Below are 16254 nucleotides of genomic sequence, written 5' to 3'. Positions count from 1 at the left end.
CCATGAAGGAAGACAGGAGCAGCTTGTGGCAACGGACACACGCCGACGAAACGCCCTGATGGCCTGTGCGGCCCTGGTCGTCGGTGCCCTCACCCTCACGGCCTGTGGCGGCAGCGCCACAGCGGACGGCGCCGGCCGGCAGTCGAAGGCCCAACTGGCCCTGACCGCCTCGACCACGGCGGCCGGTCTCGACTACGTCGCGATGGGCAGCTCGTTCGCCGCGGGCCCGAGCATCCCGCCGCTGCAGTCGAGCAGCGGGGCGGCGGCGTGCGCGCGGTCGGGCACCAACTACGCGAGCATCGTGGCCCGCGACACCGGGGCGAATCTGACGGACGTCACCTGCAGCGGCGCCACGACGGCGAACATCCTCACCACCAACCAGGGTTCGCAGCCGCCGCAGATCAACGCCGTGAACAGCGGCACCGACCTGGTCACGATCACCATCGGCGGCAACGACGTCAACTACCTGGGCAGCATGGTCACGTACTCCTGCCAGAACAGCGGCGGCACGAACTGCGGCACCGTGGACCAGGCCGCGATCAACACCACCCTCGGCTCGGTGGGCCAGAAGATCGAGAACGTGGTGAACGCCGTCAAGGCCAGGGCCCCACAGGCACGCATCCTCCTGGTCAGCTACTCCACCCTCCTGCCCGACACCGGCGGCTGCACCGGCGTGCCGCTCACCGCCGACCAGCGGATATTCGAGCGCACCGTCGCCACCCGCCTCGCGCAGGCCTACATCGACACGGCGAACCGCACCGGGGCGACCCTGGTCCGCTTCGCCACCGCCAGCCACGGCCACGACGCCTGCGCGGCCGACCCGTGGGTGGAGAAGTACAAGCCGGCCTCGGGCCGGACCACCTACCACCCGAACGAGGCGGGCATGAAGGCCGCGGCCTCCTTGGTGAAGTCCGCACTGGGGTGAAGTCCGCGCCGGCTGCCGACACCCGCGCGGTGGCCTACGGCGCGGTCAGCACCATCACCGGGAGCCCGGCGACACGGGAACTCCTGGACCTGACCTGCCACCTGATCACGGCCGGTCGTCACTTCGCCCGCTTCACCGGACACTTCGGCAGTCGTGCCGGTCTCCCTGCAGCGCTACGACGAAGGCCCCGACCGGCAAGTACTCAGGGCCCTTCATCTGCCCGGCCGACCGCGGAGCACACGAGACACGGACGTCGGCGGTGCCGGCCGGGCGGCTCACTCGGTGTCGGCGGGACGGTGGGCGTCGGCACCCGGGAAGAGGGCTGCGGCCACGTGCCTGGTGTCGGCGTATTCGATCACGGAGGCGATCTTGCCGTCGCGGATCGTATAGATGCCGATGCAGCGATTGTCGTAGGTGCCGCCGTACACGGTCGTGGCCTTGGAGGTCCATTCGGCCACCACGCGGTCGCTCTCGGCGATCGTGCTGACCAGTTCGATCTCCATGGTGCCGGGGACCAGGACCGGTCCCATGCTGCCGAGGAACTCGTTGATGATCTCGTCGCGGCCGTGCCACACCTTGGAGATGGGCAGGTCGCCCGGGTAGTGCCAGGTCGCGTCTTCGGAGAAGCTGTCGTGGATGACGTCGGCGTCGCCGTCGCGGACGGCCTCGACGTAGCGGATGACGACGGCCCTGGGGTCGCTGGTGGTCATGGGTGTGCTCCTTCGGTTCTTCTTGCGTCCGGTCGTCCGGGTGTGGATCAGGACAGGGTGAGGACGGCCTTGCCCCGGATGCGGCGGTCGCGCAGGTCGGTGAGGGTGGTCGCGGTGTCGGCCCAGTCCGTGACACGGCCGATCTCGGGGTGCAGGCGGCCTTCGGCGGTCAGCCGGACGAGCGCCGTCAGGTCGTCGTCGAGGCGGCTGTCCGCGTCGAGGTAGTGGAAATGGCGGACGACAGCCGATTCGGGTCCGGCGAAGAAGTCGAAGAAGTCGAGCGTCGCCGGTGTGCGGCTGGCCTGACCGAACCAGATCAGCGTGCCGCGCCTGGCGAGCCGCGCGAGCGCGAGGGAGAGGGTCTGTCCGCCGGTCGACTCCAGCACGATGTCGTAAGGGCCCTGGGCAGCGGTGACGTTCTGGACGATCTCGGTGGCGCCGAGTTCGGTGAGCCGGGCGCCGCGATCGACGTTCCTGGTCACAGCGGTGACCTGAGCCCCGGCGGCGGCCGCGAGTTCCGTGACGAAGTGGCCCACGCCTCCGGAGGCACCGGTCAGCAGGATCCGCCGTCCCAGCACCGGTCCGGCAGCGCGCAGCAGCCGCAGCGCGGTGAGCCCGGCCAGCGGCAGCGCCGCGCCCTGAAGCACGGAGACGTTGTCCGCCAGCTCGGCGAGCGCGTCGGTCGGCACAGCCACGTACTCCGCCCAGCCTCCTTCCATGGGGTGGCCGACGACCCGGGTGACCCCGGACGGTCCGCTGCCGTCGGCGGCCGACTGCACCACCAGCCCCGCGATGTCCTTGCCCGGGCGATCGCCGGAGGCGGGCTTCTCCAGCTTGAACGTCTCACCCCGGTTGACCGAGAACGCTTCGACCTTCACCAGAGCCTCGTTGGGGCGTGGTGTCGGCTCTGGGACATCGGCGAGCACGACCGGCTCGGCGGGATCTCCGGTCGGCATGAAGGCCTTCATCGTGGTCATCTCCTCGGTGGTCCGCGGTGGTGTCTTCTGGGACCATCCGACCGTGTGGAGGGGCGGCTCTGCCAACAACGAAGCTGCCTGGCCGACAACTTGGGGTTGTCGCATATGGTCAGCAGCATGGACCTCGACCTCGCGCTGGTCCGGGCTTTTGTCGCGACCGCCCGGACGCTGCACTTCGGGCGGGCCGCCGCCGAGCTGAACACCAGCCAGCAGGCGCTGTCCAAGCGCATCGCGCGGCTGGAGAAGCTGCTGGCGGTGCGGTTGTTCGAGCGCCAGGGCGGCACCCGGCTGAGCGAGGCGGGGGAGCGGTTCCTGCCGGCCGCGCGTGAGGCGCTGGTGGCGGGCGAGCGCGCGATCGCGGCGGTGACGGGCGCCGGTCCGGTCGTACGGATCGACACATGGGGGCATCTGTACGCGCCGATGCGCACTGTTGCCGACGCGGTTCAGGAACTCGGCCCGGTGCGGTGGGAGCCGAGCCCAGGACGTGACTGGTCGTCAGTCGCGGGGGCGTTGCTGCGCGGAGACACGGACCTGGGATTCGGCCGGGTGCACCCACTGCCCGACGGCCGGGACGCAGGACTCACTCAGCGGCTGGTGCGGCTGGAACCCGTCGATGCGGTGGTCAGCCCCTCTCACCCGCTGGCCGGCGCCCACGCACTGCGCCCGGCCGACCTGCGCGGCAGCGTGTTGTGGTGCCCGGCCGAACTGAGTCGGCTGGACTTCCTGGGCCGCTTCGCCGACGAATTCCGGATCACTCGGCGGCACGATGGCCCCAATCTGGGCCTGGACCACCTTGTGCAGCACCTCCGCACCGAACCCGACGGCTTCACCCTCTTCCCCGCCGACGCGCCGCTGCCGGACCACACGCGCCTGCGCTGCATACCGCTCGTCGAGCCGACACCGCTGTATGCGTGGTCGCTGGCCTGGCGCGAGTCCTCCCGCCATCCCTTGCTCGACACCTTGCTACGAGGCTTCACCGAGGCCGGCCGTAGCCGACGCTGGCTGGACTACACGCCGCAGCGTGACTGGCTCCCCGACATCGACCATCCGAAACTTACGGTTCGGCAGGCCCTCTGAGCCGTCGCGGTTTATGACCTGGGGGCGCATGGAGCGGGTGACGAGAATCGAACGAGAGGACCCGGTGACACCGCTGCTGACCGTGGTTGTCCGCACTGAAGGGCACGCTATGGGCACGCCGCCCGCCTCCAGAGACAGCAGCGAGCCCGTGCGCGCCGACAGAGGGGCACCAGGGCCGGGCGCGAGCATCGGTCGGCAGAAGCCATTGCCGAAGCACCCGCCCATGGTGCTGCTCGGCTGCCGTCAGGAGTCTGTTCACTTGTGGCAGAGACCCGCCGCCTCACGTCCGAGCACCCCGAAGAGCACCTTTTCGCGAGGAGGCATGCCGTGGCGCAGCGAGATCAGTCAGTGGGCCAGTCGGTTGACGGCACCGGCAGTGATGCCTTCCATGTAGCCGGGGTCGTCGCTGGGCTGGCCGGAGAGTTCGACGATGCCGAACCTGTGGCCACTACGGATCACCGCGATGCCGCCGGCGACCTTGCCGGCGCCGTTGAAGGCCGGGTACCAACTGCCGTTGCCGGCCTTGACGGTGAGCGCGTGTCCCTTGCCGTAGTACCAGTGACCTTGCGGCTCGTCCTGGCAGCTGCGCACCATCTTGTTGAGCTGCTTCTCGTACGAGGCCGCCGACGTGTCGGTGGAACCGTCCGCGACGGATTCGGTCAGCGAGGTGCGGTTGGTGTCGAAGGCCCAGGTCACGTCGGCATAGGCGGCGGCCTTCCCCTTGGTCAGTGCTCGCATCGTCTCCTCGCCGGAGCACGCCGAAAGAGCTTGCTTCCCGGTCAGGTTCACGGTCGCGCCGACCGGGGTCAGACCCTGCTGGAAGAAGTCGTCACTCTGCATCAGGGCGGCGGATCCGAGGCCGGGCGCGGCAGCAGCAGCGGCGGTGAGCGCGGTTGCCGACCGGCTCGCAGCGCTCGTGTCCGCGCCGGCGGCGGGAAGCGCGCCGATCCCGACCGCGAGCAGCGCGGCCCCGACGGCGGCGGCTGCTCCTGCGGTACGACGGCGAAGCGGGAACTTCCTGTCGGCTGCCTGGTTGTCGTTCATCTCATCCCCTGTCTGGTCGCGACGCGTTTGGCGTCGTCGCACACCTGGGAGATGCCGGAGGCGCGGGGAATGTTGGACGGCGGCCTGCCGAGTTTGATGTGATCCACATCACATCAGTCGGGAAGGTGGGAGTGGTCTCAGAGCCTTGTCACGGCCGCACGGACGATCCGCGTCATCGCGGCCGTGTCCAGGCAGGCATGCACCTCCAGGACCCCGTAGTGAGAGCCGTTGCGGAGTACGGCGATGCCTCCACAGGGCTCCTTGCCTCGTGGTGCGGTCCCTTTGGTGTTCTGGTCGCCGTCGTACACGCCCATCCAACTCGCGGTGATGTCCGCAGCGACGTCGATCGTGTGCGTCGGCCCGTAGATCCAGTGGGTGGCCGGTTCGCTCTGGCACGGCACTTCCTCCAACAGCAGCCGTTCGGCGAAGTTCTGGGCCAGTGCCCGGCTTCCGGCGTCGTCGGCGACTTCGCGTGCGACCTGATTTTCGCTGTTCGCCGCCGTGGTGGGGTCGTCGTTGCCTGTGTCCTTGCTCGTCGCCAACCCGCGGAAGTGCGCGCCGTACGATCCCAGGGTCTCGCCGAGGGTCTTCTCGCCGGTGCAGACCGCGTTGGCGTAGTTGCCGTCTCCGACGCGATCCCGCACGTAGATGGGTTTGGAGAGGCCGACCTTCCTGAACTCGGCCGCTGTCAACAAGTGCCGGTTCGTCATGGGGCCGCTCGCGGGTTTCGGCATGGGAGAGCTGTTACCCGACGAGGAGGCCGCGGCGCCTGGCGTTACCTTCGGGGTAGCCGGAGCAGAGGGCGGAGGCAGGACGAACCGGCCGGTCAGCAGACCGAGTCCGGCGGCTACCGCCAGGATGACGACGATCGTCCGACCCCGCACGGCAGCACCCCCCGGCCACCGGTCGAGCTGATGCCGTTCGGAAGCGGAGAGCCGGGGCGTCTCAGAAGCCACCGCCGAGACGGTCGCGCATGAAGCGGCGAGCCTGATGGATGCGGTCCTTGACCGTGCCCAGCGGAGCGTCGGTGATCTCGGCGACCTGAAGATAGGTCAGATCGCCGAGATCACGGAGCACGAAGGACTCCACCAGGGCCGGGTGCCGCTCCTCCAGTGCGGCGAGCGATTCCATCAGGTCCAGGCGGGTCCCCGCGATGACGCTCGTCGTCCGAGGGTCGATCCCGTCGGGAACGACCGCATGACTGTCCTCCGCGCGCCGGCGCATCGAGCGATACGTGGCCCTGGCGGCGTTCGACGAGATCACGGTCACCCAACCGAGGAACGAGCCTCGCCCGGTGTACTCGTGCAGATGTGTGCTGATGGACAACAGGGCATCCTGCGCGGCCTCTTCGGCGTCGGCGTGGTGCGGAAGAAACCTGGAGCAGCGGCGCATGACCGTGGGCCGAAGCCTGACGAGGAGGCGGTCCAGGGACGCCCGGTCACCGGCCTGGGCAGACGTCACGAGCTGCGTCAGCTCATCCTTTTCGAACACCCTGCTGTCCCCCGATATCGTCCGACCTGGACCCCACAGGGTCGCACAGTAGTTCCCAGCCCCATCCACCGTATCCGCCGTATCCGCCGCATCGCCTCAGGGAAAATGTTGCCGCATGCAGAAGCTAGGTCGTTATCTCCTTGAGGACAGGCTGGGAGCCGGTTCGTTCGCCACTGTCTGGAAGGCATACGACCCCGAGCTCGACACCGATGTCGCGGTCAAGGTGCTGGCCGACAACTGGGCTTCGAACGCCGATGTGCGACAACGCTTTCTGGCGGAGGCGAGGCTGCTCCGCAGGATCTCCAGCCCACGTGTCGTGCGTGTTCACGACGTCGGTGTCCAGGACGACCGACCGTACTTCGTCATGGACTACGTCCGGGGCGGCACTCTGGCCGAGAAGATAGGGCACTGTCGGCCTGCGGAGGCCCTCCAGTTGGCGGCCGAGGCCGGGTACGCCGTTCAGGTGCTCCATGAAGCAGGCGTCATCCACCGCGACATCAAGCCGTCGAACCTCCTCCTCCACGCCGACCGCACACCCATTGCCGTACTTGTCGCGGACCTCGGCAGCGCGAAGCAACTGGCTGACGCGTCGGGGCTGACCGTGACCACCGGCACTCCCGCGTACATGGCACCCGAACAGGCCTTCCAGACCGGCGGGTTCGACGGTCGAGCCGACGTGTACGCCCTCGGTGTCGTCGCGTTCGAGCTGTTGACCGGGCACAAGCCGTTCGGTACGGGCGGTCGCGCAGTCCTTGTGCCGCAGCGGACATCGACGTCATCGTTGCCGACGATTCCCAGAGAGCTCGGGGTTCCGGACGGCATCGCAACACTTCTTCGTGCAGCGCTGTCCGTAGAACCCGAGGAACGACCGCAAACCGCGCAGGCGTTCGCGGATGCACTGCTGTCACGGGGGGAAGACGACCGGGCGCCCAGACCTTCGGGGCCGACACGGCTTGTGGTCTGGCTTGCGGCGGTCGCCGTGTTCCTGATGACAACGGTGCTGACATGGTTGCTCCGCTGAACTCGGATCGTGGCCGGGCCCCACAAGGGTCCCCCCCCGTGACTCCGAGGCCCCGGCGGATCGGCAGAGCGCAGAGCCGATCCGCTGCGGCGCATCGCCGATGCCGATCCCGGTGACCGGGAGGCACGCGAGCGTACCCACCGCGTGCCCAATCTTTCGACTGCGTGGCGGCGACAAAGGCGCCGACGGAGCTGCAGTGAAGCAACAACCCCAGGCCACTGACCTGGGGTTTCAAATGGAGCGGGTGACGAGAGTCGAACTCGCGCTCTCAGCTTGGGAAGCGACGGTGCTTGGAAGGTCATGTGATCGTTGACCTGCACTTATGTGGCGTAGCGGCCGCCTCGCGAGAACTGGTTCGCGCCGCTGTTGACCGTGGTTGTCCGTTCTTACGGGCACGCTGTGGGCACGGCTCCGAAGCGCGGCGGGCCGAGCGCCTGAGTGAACGGGCTCCGCTCGCGGCTCGGCTGTCTCGCATGTCCGGCTCGGGGAGCGCTTCGCGAGTGGAGAGCCATCCGGCGAAGCGGCCTGCCTGCACCTGGCTCACTTGCCTGCTTCAGGGCCGTACCACTGGAGTGCCTGGCCGGTGACGGCGGCGATGCACTCGAAGTCCCGGTCGCGGTGCAGCAGAGTGAGCCCCTGCAACTCGGCCGTGGCGGCCACCACCAGATCGACGGCCCCGGCGCTGCGGTGCTGTCCGCGCTGGGTGAGAACCTCCTGGACCCGCCAGGCGCGGTCGTAGGCGCGGTCGTCGACCGGCACCCAGCCGAAGACCAGGCGCATGTCTTCGATGCCTTGTGCGCGGTCGGCAGGGGAACGCGCGCTGTAGAAGAACTCCAGCTCGGTGATGGGGCAGGTGGCGATGAGCCCGGCGGCTGCCGCCTGGTCCCATCCGTACTGCTCGGCGTCGCCGCGCAGCAGTCGGGCGAGCGCACTGGTGTCGATGAGGTATTGCGCGGCGTTCACCGGCGGTAGTTCCCCTTGTTCTCAAAGAGGTCGAGGTCGAAGGCGCCCTCTTCCGCCGACGCCCGCAGGCGGGTGAGCGCCAGGGCCCGCCGCCGGTTCTCCAGCACCTCGCGGAGCGCGGTGTTCACCGTCTCCTTCTTGGTGCTGGTACCGAGGGCCTTGGCCACCTCCGCGAGCAGTTGATCATCGAGGTCGATCACGGTTCGACTCATCGGCCATCTCCCTTGATATCATCGCAGCCATCTTTTATATCGTAGGCGATAGACGACGGGTTGGGCTACCGGAGCAGGGCGATCAGCCGGGCGCCGCGCGGGCGACCGGAGGCGGACGTGCCCGGACGGGTTCGGTGCCGGCGCCGGCAGGGCGGGGCGGCTCGGTCCACACCGACCCCACACGTGGTCGGCCATGCAAGTGGTCGGCGCACCCCGAAGCGAGGCGAGGTGGCTGCCTTCGCCCCTGTCCGCCATTACTTGGCTAGCCACATGATTGCTGTTACCTTGATTATGTGGCCAGCCACGCTTTTGGTGGCCGAAGCGAATGGAGTCATCATGAAAGCAATCGTTTTCGACCAGTTCGGCGGCCCGGACGTGCTGCACGAGGCGGACATCGAGGTCCCGCAGCCCGGCCCCGGCCAGGTCCGGGTCCGCGTGAAGGCCGCCGGGCTGAACGCGCTGGACGGCAAGATCCGCTCCGGGATGCTGGAGACCGTCCGCCCGACGACCCTCCCCGCCGTCCCCGGTGGCGAGCTCGCCGGCGTGGTGGACGCCCTGGGTGAGGGCGTGAGCGACGTCCACGTCGGCGATGAGGTGCTGGGCTGGTCGGACACCGGCTCGTACGCCCAGTACGCGCTGGCCACCACCGTGGCCCCCAAGCCCGCCGGCCTCGACTGGCAGCACGCGGTCGCGCTGCCGGTGGCCGGCGAGACGGCCGAGCGGGTCCTGAACTTGCTGGGGGTGGCCGCCGGGGAGACCGTGCTGATGCACGGCGCCTCCGGAGCGGTGGGCACCCTGGCGGTCCAGCTCGCCACGGCCCGCGGAGCGCGCGTGATTGCCACCGCGGGCCCCTCCAACCAGGACTACCTCACCTCGCTCGGCGCCACCGCGACCGTGTACGGCGAGCGCCTGGTCGAGCGGGTGCAGGCGCTGGCCCCCGACGGCGTTGACGCGGTGTTCGATCTGGCCGGGAAGGGCGCCCTGGAGGACTCCATCACCCTGCGGGGCGGCACCGAGCGCATCGTCACCATCGCCGACTTCGGTGCACGGCAGCTGGGCATCACCTTCTCCCAGGGGTCCCAGGAGCGCTCGACCGCCCGCCTGGCCGCCCTGGCCCAGGACGCCGCGGCGGGCAAGGTCGTCACCACCGTCACCGCCTACCCGCTCGGCCAGGCGGCCACGGCCCAGCAGGTCAGCGACGCCGGGCACGTGCGGGGCAAGCTCGTCCTGACCGTCGACTGAGCACACCCGCCCACCGCCTCCGCACGACCACCTGCTGCGTTTTCGGTGACCGGCCGGTCACAGCCCTACCGAAGGACCGCCTCATGCTGGATTCCCTGTGGACGCCGACCACCCTTGGCGGCATGTCTCTGCCGCACCGCCTGGTCATGGCCCCCATGACCCGTGACCGCTCCACACCTGAAGGCGTACCGACCGAGCTGAACGCCGAGTACTACGCCCAGCGGGCCTCGCACGCGCTCGTCATCACCGAGGGAACCCAGCCTTCCGCCGACGGCCAGGGCTACCTCCTGACCCCCGGCATCCACAACGACGAGCAGATCGCCGGCTGGCGCAAGGTCACCGACGCCGTGCATGCGGCCGACGGTCGGATCGTCATCCAGCTGATGCACACCGGACGCATCGCCCACCCCGACAACACCCCCCACGGGCGTCGGCCGGTCGCCCCCTCCGCGATCCGGCCGCAGGGCGTGATGTTCACCGCGTCCGGGCCCCAAGAGATGCCGACGCCTCGTGCTCTGTCCACACAGGAGGTCGCGGCGACCGTCGAGGACTTCCGCCGTGCCGCAGCGGCCGCCGTCGCGGCAGGCGCCGACGGCGTGGAGATCCACGGCGCCAACGGCTACCTGGTGCACCAGTTCCTGTCCGACAACACCAACCAGCGCACCGACGGCTACGGCGGCTCGATCGAGGACCGTATCCGCTTCGCCGTCGAGGTCGCCGCCGCGGTGGCCGACGAGATCGGCGCCGAGCGCACCGGCCTGCGTATCTCCCCCGGCAACCCCTACAACGACATCGCCGAGTCCGACACCGCCGAGCTGTATCCGGCGCTCCTGCGCGCCCTCGACCCGGTCGGCCTCGCCTACCTCCACGTGATGCACACCGGCGACGAGGAGCTGCTGGGCACCCTGCGCGCGCTGTGGCCGACCACGCTGATCCTCAACCGGGGCGGCACCGACCTGCCCGCCCGCGCCAAGGACATCGCGGGCGGCACGGCCGACCTGGTCTCCGTCGGCGCCCTCGCGCTCGCCAACCCCGACCTGGTCGAGCGGCTCCGCGCCGGCGCGCCGCTGAACACCCCCGACCCGCCGACCTTCTACGGCGGCGGAGCGGCCGGCTACACCGACTACCCCAACCACACCGTCTGAGGAACCGAACCATGCCCACCCCCGGACCCCGCATCCCCACGACGGCCGGCGCAGGACCGATGAGCTACGCGATCTTCCAACTCGCCCGCGCCCACCGCGCCCACGCCGCCACCCTGCTGCGCGAGATGGACCTGCATCCCGGACAGGAACTGCTGCTGATGCAGCTCCTGGACCGGGACGGTCAGTCCCAGTCCGAGCTGCTCGAAAGCGTCGGTGTGGACCACTCCACCATCTCCAAGGCGCTACGCCGCATGCAGGACGCCGGCCTGGTCGTTCGCGAGCCGGCCGCACACGACCGGCGCGTCATGGTGGTCCATCTCACCGACAAGGGCCGGGCGATGCGCGAGCCCATCGCGGCCCTGTGGCAGGCCCTGGAGGAGACCTCCGCCCGGAATCTGTCGGAGCAGCAGGCGGAGTCCTTCGTCCAGATCGCCCACGCCATCACCGAGGCAATCGGCAGCCGCGCGCTGCCGCAAGAAGAGTCCGCATGACTCCCGGTGTGCACCCCAAGCCCGCGTACGCCACACCACACCACACGTGAAAAGAGGCACGCGGACTGGAGTGCACACCGTCCCGCATGCGGCGCGACCACCTTCAGGTCGGCCATGTCACCCACCCCGTCGCGGCTGCCTTCGGACGCGGCACGTGGCGGCGAGGCGCACTGCGGATCCGCCCCATGGCCCGCCTCCATCAGCCCCCGGCACGCGGGCGCCCCGGACGCTACGTCGCCGACCCCCGTCGCCAGGAGCAGCTGTTCGGCCCCGTCCCCACGGCCCAGGAGGCCCTCGCCCCGTTCACCGACGAGCTGCGCACCGCACAGCACCGGTGACAGGCCCGCGTCCCCATCTCGCCGCCGGGCGCGATCGCCGTATGGCTCTGACGTGCACAGATACCTTGCGCTTGGGGTGGTCGCGCGGGTCGGATCGCACCGCTGTTGACCGTGGTTGTCCGCTCTTACGGGCATGCTGTGGGCAGGGCTTCGACGAACGGCGGCCAGACTTGTCACGGAGCGGCCGCCGCAGAGGGCCGGGCGGAGTGCCCGGTGAGGTTCTCCGCTCGCAGGATCGTGTCCAGTTGGTCGGTGCTGAGGAGGCCGGCCTCGGCGGCGAGGTCCTTGACGGGGCGGCCGGTGGCCAGGGCCTGGCGGGCGAGGGCGGTGGAGGCGGCGTAGCCGATGTGCGGGGTGAGTGCGGTGACCAGCCCGACGGAGCGGTGGACGCTGTCGTGGAGGTGTTCGCGGTTGGCGGTGATGCCGGGGACGCAGCGGGTGGCGAGGGTGTCGCAGGCGGCGCGGAGGTGGGCCAGGGAGCGCAACAGGCTGTAGGCGATGACGGGTTCGAAGGCGTTGAGCTGGAGCTGTCCGGCCTCGGCGGCCATGGTGACGGTCAGGTCGTTGCCGATGACCTCGAAGGCGACCTGGTTGACGACCTCGGGGATCACCGGGTTGACCTTGCCGGGCATGATCGACGAACCCGCCTGTACCGGCGGCAGGTTGATCTCGCCGAGCCCGGCGGTCGGGCCGGAGGAGGTCAGGCGCAGGTCGTTGCAGGTCTTGGAGAGCTTCACGGCGACTCGCTTGAGGACACCGGACAGTTGAACGAAGGCGCCGCAGTCCTGGGTGGCTTCGATGAAGTCGCCCGCGGGGCGGACGCCTTCGCCGCTGATGTCGGCGAGGTATGCGCAGGCGAGTTCGGCGTAGTCGGGGTGGCCGTTGATGCCGGTGCCGATCGCGGTGCCGCCGAGGTTGGACTCCAGCAGCAGGGCCGCGGCCTCGGTGAGACGCAGGCGGTCCTCCTCGATCATGACGGCGTACGTGCTGAACTCCTGGCCCAGCGTCATGGGTACGGCGTCCTGGAGCTGGGTGCGGCCCATCTTCAGTACGTCACTGAACTCGGCCGCCTTCTCCGTGAACGCCGTGGCCAGCGCCCCCAGGGAGTCACCCAGCCGGCGCAGTGAGGCGACCAGGGCCAGGCGTACGGCGGTGGGGTAGACGTCGTTGGTGCTCTGGCCGAGGTTGACGTGGTCCAGGGGGTGGATCACGTCGTAGTGGCCGCGGGGGTGGCCGAGGATCTCCAGGGCCCGGTTGGCGATGACCTCGTTGGCGTTCATGTTCGTGGAGGTACCGGCGCCGCCCTGGACGGGGTCGACGACGAACTCCTCGATGAGCCGCCCGGCGCGGATCTCCTCGCACGCGTCGATGATCGCCCCGGCGATGCCCGGGGGGAGCAGTCCGAGGTCGCGGTTGGCTCGCGTGGCCGCCTGCTTGACCGCCGCCAGCGCCGCGATCAGCTCGGGGAACTGGGCGATGGTCGACCCGGTGATCGTGAAGTTCTCCACGGCCCGCACGGTGTGCACGCCGTAGTAGGCGCCGACGGGGACCTCCTTGTCCCCGATCAGGTCGTGCTCGATGCGTGTGGCCTGCGCCATGTGCTGCTCCTCGTTCTTGCGGCACCTCTTGACAGGCCACCGCCTCCGGCCCCAGTGTTACCGGCCAACACGCAGAACGCAATATATTGCATATGGCAGGAGTCTCATGGACACCGCTCACCCCCGCCCCACCGGCACAAACGCCTCCCCAACCCTCTGGCGGCGATGTCTGCGGATGCCGATCGGCATCCAGTCGGTCATCGCCGTAGGTCTCGGCGCTCTCATCGGAACCTTCGCCCCGTCCGCGGGCGAGCAGATGAAGATCCTCGGCGACGTGTTCCTGAACCTGGTGCAGGTCGTCGTCCTGCCCCTGGTCTTCCCGCTCATCGTGCTGGGCATTGCCCGCATGGAGTCGGTCAAGAAGGTCGGCCGTATCGCCGGCAAGGCCATCCTCTACTTCGAGCTCGTCACCACCGTCATCCTGCTGATCGCGGTGGGCCTGGCCAAGCTCACGGGCATCGGCAAGGGCGCTCCCGTCCACGCGGCCGACGCCAAGGACCTGGCCGGCCTGAGTCAGGGCATCGACTTCCACGAGCTGGTCCTGCACGCCGTACCGAAGAACATCTTCGCCGCGTTCGGCGAGGGCAATCTGCTCGGCGCGATCGTCTTCGCCCTGCTCGTGGGCGTCGCGATGGCCGCGATCGGGGAGAAGTCCGAGCCCTTCGCCGCCGTCCTGGAGTCTGTCGCCGCGGTGATGTTCAAGGTCGTCGGCTACGTCATCCGGGTCGCGCCGCTGGGCGTGCTCGGCTTCATCTCCTACGACGTCGCGTACTACGGTTTCGGCAACCTGCGCAGCCTGCTCGGCTTCATCGCCGTGGTCTACGCGGGGCTGGCCATCGTCGTGGGCGTGCTGTTCCCGCTGATCGCCGCGATCTACCGGATCCGCTACGTCGAGCTGCTGAAGTCGATCGCGGGACTGGCCGGCATCGCCTTCGTCACCCGCAGCTCGGAGTCCGTACTGGCCCCGCTGATGGGCAGGTTGGAGGAGTTCGGCCTCAGCCGCTCCACGACCTCCTTCGTCGTCCCCCTCGGCTACTCCTTCAACACCGACGGCTCCGTCCTCTACCAGGCGGCTGCCCTGACCTTCCTGGCCAACGCCTACGGCGCCGACACCTCCCTGCCCGCCCTGCTCCTCATGGTCGGCGTGCTGGTGATCCTCTCCAAGGGCATGGCCGGCGTCGCCTCCGCGTCCATCGTCGTCCTCATCGCCGCCGGCAACTCCATCGGCCTGCCCGCCGAAGGCATCGCCCTGCTGCTCGGCGTCGACTTCATCGTCGACATGGCCCGCACCGGTGTGAACGTCGTCGGAAACTCCCTCGCGGCCGCGGTCGTCGACAGCTCCGAGAAGCGGCGCGAAGCCGAGCACGGCACCCCTGACACCCCGGCTGAGCCCGAGGCCACGTCCCTGGAGAAGGAACCCGCCCAGTGACCACCGGCACCCGCACGGACACCGGCGAGATCATCGGGATCCTCGGTGGCATGGGCCCGGCGGCCACCGCCGACTTCTACGCCAAGCTCGTCGCGACCACCCCCGGCAGCAGCGACCAGGACCACCTTCGTACGGTCATCTGGTCCGACCCCACCATCCCTGACCGCACCGAGGCCCTGCTGGGCAACGGCCCCGACCCCACCCCCTGGCTCCTCGACGGCAGCCGCGTCCTGCGCGAGGCGGGCGCCACCGTGATCGCCATCCCCTGCAACACCGCGCACGCTTTCGTGCCGCGCATCGCCGACCATGTGGGCCTGCCCATCGTCCACATGATCGGCGAGGTCGCCCGGCATCTCGCCACGCTGAGCCCCCGTATCCACACGGCGGGCCTGCTGGCCACGACCGGCACCGTCCGGGCCGGCCTCTACCAGGAGTGGCTGGACCGGTTCGGTATCCGCATGGTGCTCCCCGACGCCGCAGCCCAGGACGCCGAGGTCATGACCGCCATCCACGCGGTGAAGGCGGGCACCCGCAACGACGGGACGACCGCGCTCCTGACCCGCGCCGCACGGCGCCTGACCGGGCAGGGCGCGCAGGCGGTGATCGCCGGCTGCACCGAGATCCCCCTCGGCCTGCCCGCCGACGCCGTGGAGGTCCCCCTCGTCGACCCGGCGCTCGTCCTGGCCCAGGCGCTGGTCCGCCGGGCCAGGGCAAAGGGAAGAACCGAATAGGGCGACGGAGGAGCGATGTACTGTACGCAATATGTCACTTGACCGCCCTGTCTCTCGCCGTCTCCTCAGTGACGAGGTCTTCGAACGCCTCCGCGACTCCATCGTGCGCGGCGAACTCGTCCCCGGTGAGAAGGTCAAGGACGGCGAGCTCGCCGAGCGCCTCGGCCTCAGCCGTACCCCGGTGCGCGAGGCGCTCGCCCGGCTCGCCGACATCGGCCTGGTTGAAGCGAAACCCGGCGTTTACACCCGTATCACCACCCTCAACCGGCGCGACGTCGAAAAGACCCTCGCCGTCCTGCGCTCCCTGGACCAACTCGCCCTCGAGACGGCGGTCCCGGTCATGACCGAGCAGGACCTGCACCGCATGCGCGAGGCCAACCGGGACTTCGAACGGGCCGTCGCCGCCAACGACGTCACCGCCGCGCTCGCCGCCGACGACCGCTTCCACGCCGTGCCCATCGGGGCCGCGGACAACCCCGTGCTCAGCCGGATCGTCGACCAGCTCCACCCGCAGATCCACCGCATCCTCTACCGCAAGTTCTCCACCCTGCTCGGCGGCCGCAACACCATCGAGCACCACGACGAACTCATCACCGTCTGCGGCGGCGGCGACGCCCGCGCCGCCGCCGAACTCTCCGGCCACCACTGGTCCGAACTCGGCGGCCACATCAACGAGCTCTTCGACACCAACCAGTTCGCCGAAGCAGCGACTGGCTGAACGGCGCGCATCCCGCCAACCGATCCAGACGACAAAACCCCCGGGTCGTCGACCCGGGGGTTTCGCCTGGAGCGGGTGACGAGAATCGAACTCGCGCTCTCAGCTTGGGAAGCGACGGCGCTTGCGTGGTTTCTCCACGAAC

The 16254-nt window shown here is 69.5% G+C and carries 18 protein-coding genes; 10 read left to right on the top strand and 8 right to left on the bottom strand.

Annotated features, from left to right (window positions below; all coding sequences use genetic code 11):
- Positions 1 to 25 precede the first annotated feature (25 nt).
- Complete coding sequence (locus P2Q00_RS36710) at positions 26 to 925, top strand: SGNH/GDSL hydrolase family protein (protein ID WP_275778373.1); 900 nt, start codon at positions 26 to 28, stop codon at positions 923 to 925.
- Positions 926 to 1200: 275 nt separating this feature from the next.
- On the opposite strand, the gene P2Q00_RS36705 is transcribed toward P2Q00_RS36710, so the two are convergent.
- Together P2Q00_RS36705 and P2Q00_RS36700 are read right to left on the bottom strand one after the other, a co-directional pair.
- Complete coding sequence (locus P2Q00_RS36705) at positions 1201 to 1635, bottom strand: nuclear transport factor 2 family protein (protein ID WP_275778371.1); 435 nt, start codon at positions 1633 to 1635, stop codon at positions 1201 to 1203.
- A gap of 47 nt (positions 1636 to 1682) precedes the next feature.
- Positions 1683 to 2603 (bottom strand): zinc-binding dehydrogenase, encoded by a 921-nt coding sequence (locus P2Q00_RS36700; RefSeq protein ID WP_275778548.1) that lies wholly within the window; start codon positions 2601 to 2603, stop codon positions 1683 to 1685.
- Between the two features lie 126 nt (positions 2604 to 2729).
- Here P2Q00_RS36700 and P2Q00_RS36695 point away from each other — a divergent pair, with 126 nt between their 5' ends.
- Positions 2730 to 3689: a LysR family transcriptional regulator gene (locus P2Q00_RS36695; RefSeq protein ID WP_275778370.1), complete on the top strand. Its 960-nt coding sequence runs from the start codon at positions 2730 to 2732 to the stop codon at positions 3687 to 3689.
- Positions 3690 to 4034: 345 nt separating this feature from the next.
- Here the strand turns inward: P2Q00_RS36695 and P2Q00_RS36690 are convergent, their stop codons facing one another.
- The 3 genes from P2Q00_RS36690 to P2Q00_RS36680 all read right to left on the bottom strand — a co-directional run bounded on the left by P2Q00_RS36690 (position 4035) and on the right by P2Q00_RS36680 (position 6194).
- Positions 4035 to 4733, bottom strand: coding sequence for a hypothetical protein (locus P2Q00_RS36690; RefSeq protein WP_275778368.1), 699 nt, complete (start codon positions 4731 to 4733; stop codon positions 4035 to 4037).
- 137 nt (positions 4734 to 4870) lie between these two features.
- Entirely contained in the window at positions 4871 to 5467 is a 597-nt protein-coding gene (locus tag P2Q00_RS36685) for a hypothetical protein (protein WP_275778366.1), read from the bottom strand.
- Between the two features lie 211 nt (positions 5468 to 5678).
- Entirely contained in the window at positions 5679 to 6194 is a 516-nt protein-coding gene (locus P2Q00_RS36680) for an RNA polymerase sigma factor (RefSeq protein WP_275778364.1), read from the bottom strand.
- A gap of 145 nt (positions 6195 to 6339) precedes the next feature.
- Here P2Q00_RS36680 and P2Q00_RS36675 point away from each other — a divergent pair, with 145 nt between their 5' ends.
- Positions 6340 to 7245, top strand: coding sequence for a serine/threonine-protein kinase (locus tag P2Q00_RS36675; RefSeq protein ID WP_275778363.1), 906 nt, complete (start codon positions 6340 to 6342; stop codon positions 7243 to 7245).
- Positions 7246 to 7785: 540 nt separating this feature from the next.
- Here P2Q00_RS36675 and P2Q00_RS36670 read toward each other — a convergent pair.
- Together P2Q00_RS36670 and P2Q00_RS36665 are read right to left on the bottom strand one after the other, a co-directional pair.
- Positions 7786 to 8208 (bottom strand): PIN domain nuclease, encoded by a 423-nt coding sequence (locus tag P2Q00_RS36670; protein ID WP_275778362.1) that lies wholly within the window; start codon positions 8206 to 8208, stop codon positions 7786 to 7788.
- Entirely contained in the window at positions 8205 to 8420 is a 216-nt protein-coding gene (locus tag P2Q00_RS36665) for a type II toxin-antitoxin system VapB family antitoxin (protein WP_275778361.1), read from the bottom strand. Before P2Q00_RS36665 ends, P2Q00_RS36670 begins: the two co-directional genes overlap by 4 nt.
- A 336-nt stretch (positions 8421 to 8756) precedes the next feature.
- Here P2Q00_RS36665 and P2Q00_RS36660 point away from each other — a divergent pair, with 336 nt between their 5' ends.
- The 4 genes from P2Q00_RS36660 (at position 8757) to P2Q00_RS36645 (ending at position 11636) form a co-directional block, all read left to right on the top strand.
- On the top strand, positions 8757 to 9662 hold the full coding sequence (locus tag P2Q00_RS36660) for an NADP-dependent oxidoreductase (RefSeq protein ID WP_275778360.1): 906 nt from the start codon (positions 8757 to 8759) through the stop codon (positions 9660 to 9662).
- An 83-nt stretch (positions 9663 to 9745) separates the two neighbouring features.
- The gene (locus P2Q00_RS36655) at positions 9746 to 10807 is read left to right on the top strand and encodes an alkene reductase (RefSeq protein ID WP_275778358.1); all 1062 of its coding nucleotides are present in this window, start codon (positions 9746 to 9748) and stop codon (positions 10805 to 10807) included.
- An 11-nt stretch (positions 10808 to 10818) separates the two neighbouring features.
- Entirely contained in the window at positions 10819 to 11298 is a 480-nt protein-coding gene (locus P2Q00_RS36650) for a MarR family winged helix-turn-helix transcriptional regulator (RefSeq protein WP_275778356.1), read from the top strand.
- 86 nt (positions 11299 to 11384) lie between these two features.
- A complete protein-coding gene (locus tag P2Q00_RS36645) occupies positions 11385 to 11636 on the top strand; it encodes a hypothetical protein (protein ID WP_275778354.1) in 252 nt (83 codons plus the stop codon).
- Positions 11637 to 11809: 173 nt separating this feature from the next.
- Here the strand turns inward: P2Q00_RS36645 and P2Q00_RS36640 are convergent, their stop codons facing one another.
- Positions 11810 to 13234 (bottom strand): aspartate ammonia-lyase, encoded by a 1425-nt coding sequence (locus P2Q00_RS36640; RefSeq protein WP_275778352.1) that lies wholly within the window; start codon positions 13232 to 13234, stop codon positions 11810 to 11812.
- 106 nt (positions 13235 to 13340) lie between these two features.
- Here P2Q00_RS36640 and P2Q00_RS36635 point away from each other — a divergent pair, with 106 nt between their 5' ends.
- The 3 genes from P2Q00_RS36635 to P2Q00_RS36625 are packed head-to-tail and all read left to right on the top strand — an operon-like array spanning position 13341 to position 16112.
- A complete protein-coding gene (locus tag P2Q00_RS36635; RefSeq protein WP_275778350.1) occupies positions 13341 to 14663 on the top strand; it encodes a dicarboxylate/amino acid:cation symporter in 1323 nt (440 codons plus the stop codon).
- A complete protein-coding gene (cuyB, locus tag P2Q00_RS36630; RefSeq protein ID WP_275778348.1) occupies positions 14660 to 15394 on the top strand; it encodes a cysteate racemase in 735 nt (244 codons plus the stop codon). Before P2Q00_RS36635 ends, cuyB begins: the two co-directional genes overlap by 4 nt.
- Before the next feature lie 31 nt (positions 15395 to 15425).
- Positions 15426 to 16112 (top strand): GntR family transcriptional regulator, encoded by a 687-nt coding sequence (locus P2Q00_RS36625; protein ID WP_275778347.1) that lies wholly within the window; start codon positions 15426 to 15428, stop codon positions 16110 to 16112.
- Positions 16113 to 16254: the final 142 nt, after the last annotated feature.

The sequence above is a fragment of the Streptomyces coacervatus genome, from assembly GCF_029223485.1.
In the GTDB taxonomy this organism is placed as follows: Bacteria; Actinomycetota; Actinomycetes; order Streptomycetales; family Streptomycetaceae; genus Streptomyces; species Streptomyces coacervatus.
This window is presented reverse-complemented; position numbering and strand designations above follow the sequence as displayed.

What these genes read in the sequence shown, in the direction of transcription:
- P2Q00_RS36650 (WP_275778356.1), top strand. Translation starts at nt 10,819, where the DNA reads ATGCCCACCCCCGGACCCCGCATCCCCACGACGGCCGGCGCAGGACCG.
- P2Q00_RS36675 (WP_275778363.1), top strand. Translation starts at nt 6,340, where the DNA reads ATGCAGAAGCTAGGTCGTTATCTCCTTGAGGACAGGCTGGGAGCCGGT.
- P2Q00_RS36705 (WP_275778371.1), bottom strand. Translation starts at nt 1,635, where the DNA reads ATGACCACCAGCGACCCCAGGGCCGTCGTCATCCGCTACGTCGAGGCC.
- P2Q00_RS36640 (WP_275778352.1), bottom strand. Translation starts at nt 13,234, where the DNA reads ATGGCGCAGGCCACACGCATCGAGCACGACCTGATCGGGGACAAGGAG.
- P2Q00_RS36625 (WP_275778347.1), top strand. Translation starts at nt 15,426, where the DNA reads ATGTCACTTGACCGCCCTGTCTCTCGCCGTCTCCTCAGTGACGAGGTC.
- P2Q00_RS36700 (WP_275778548.1), bottom strand. Translation starts at nt 2,603, where the DNA reads ATGAAGGCCTTCATGCCGACCGGAGATCCCGCCGAGCCGGTCGTGCTC.
- P2Q00_RS36655 (WP_275778358.1), top strand. Translation starts at nt 9,746, where the DNA reads ATGCTGGATTCCCTGTGGACGCCGACCACCCTTGGCGGCATGTCTCTG.
- P2Q00_RS36665 (WP_275778361.1), bottom strand. Translation starts at nt 8,420, where the DNA reads ATGAGTCGAACCGTGATCGACCTCGATGATCAACTGCTCGCGGAGGTG.
- P2Q00_RS36645 (WP_275778354.1), top strand. Translation starts at nt 11,385, where the DNA reads ATGCGGCGCGACCACCTTCAGGTCGGCCATGTCACCCACCCCGTCGCG.
- P2Q00_RS36685 (WP_275778366.1), bottom strand. Translation starts at nt 5,467, where the DNA reads ATGCCGAAACCCGCGAGCGGCCCCATGACGAACCGGCACTTGTTGACA.
- P2Q00_RS36695 (WP_275778370.1), top strand. Translation starts at nt 2,730, where the DNA reads ATGGACCTCGACCTCGCGCTGGTCCGGGCTTTTGTCGCGACCGCCCGG.
- P2Q00_RS36635 (WP_275778350.1), top strand. Translation starts at nt 13,341, where the DNA reads ATGGACACCGCTCACCCCCGCCCCACCGGCACAAACGCCTCCCCAACC.
- P2Q00_RS36690 (WP_275778368.1), bottom strand. Translation starts at nt 4,733, where the DNA reads ATGAACGACAACCAGGCAGCCGACAGGAAGTTCCCGCTTCGCCGTCGT.
- P2Q00_RS36660 (WP_275778360.1), top strand. Translation starts at nt 8,757, where the DNA reads ATGAAAGCAATCGTTTTCGACCAGTTCGGCGGCCCGGACGTGCTGCAC.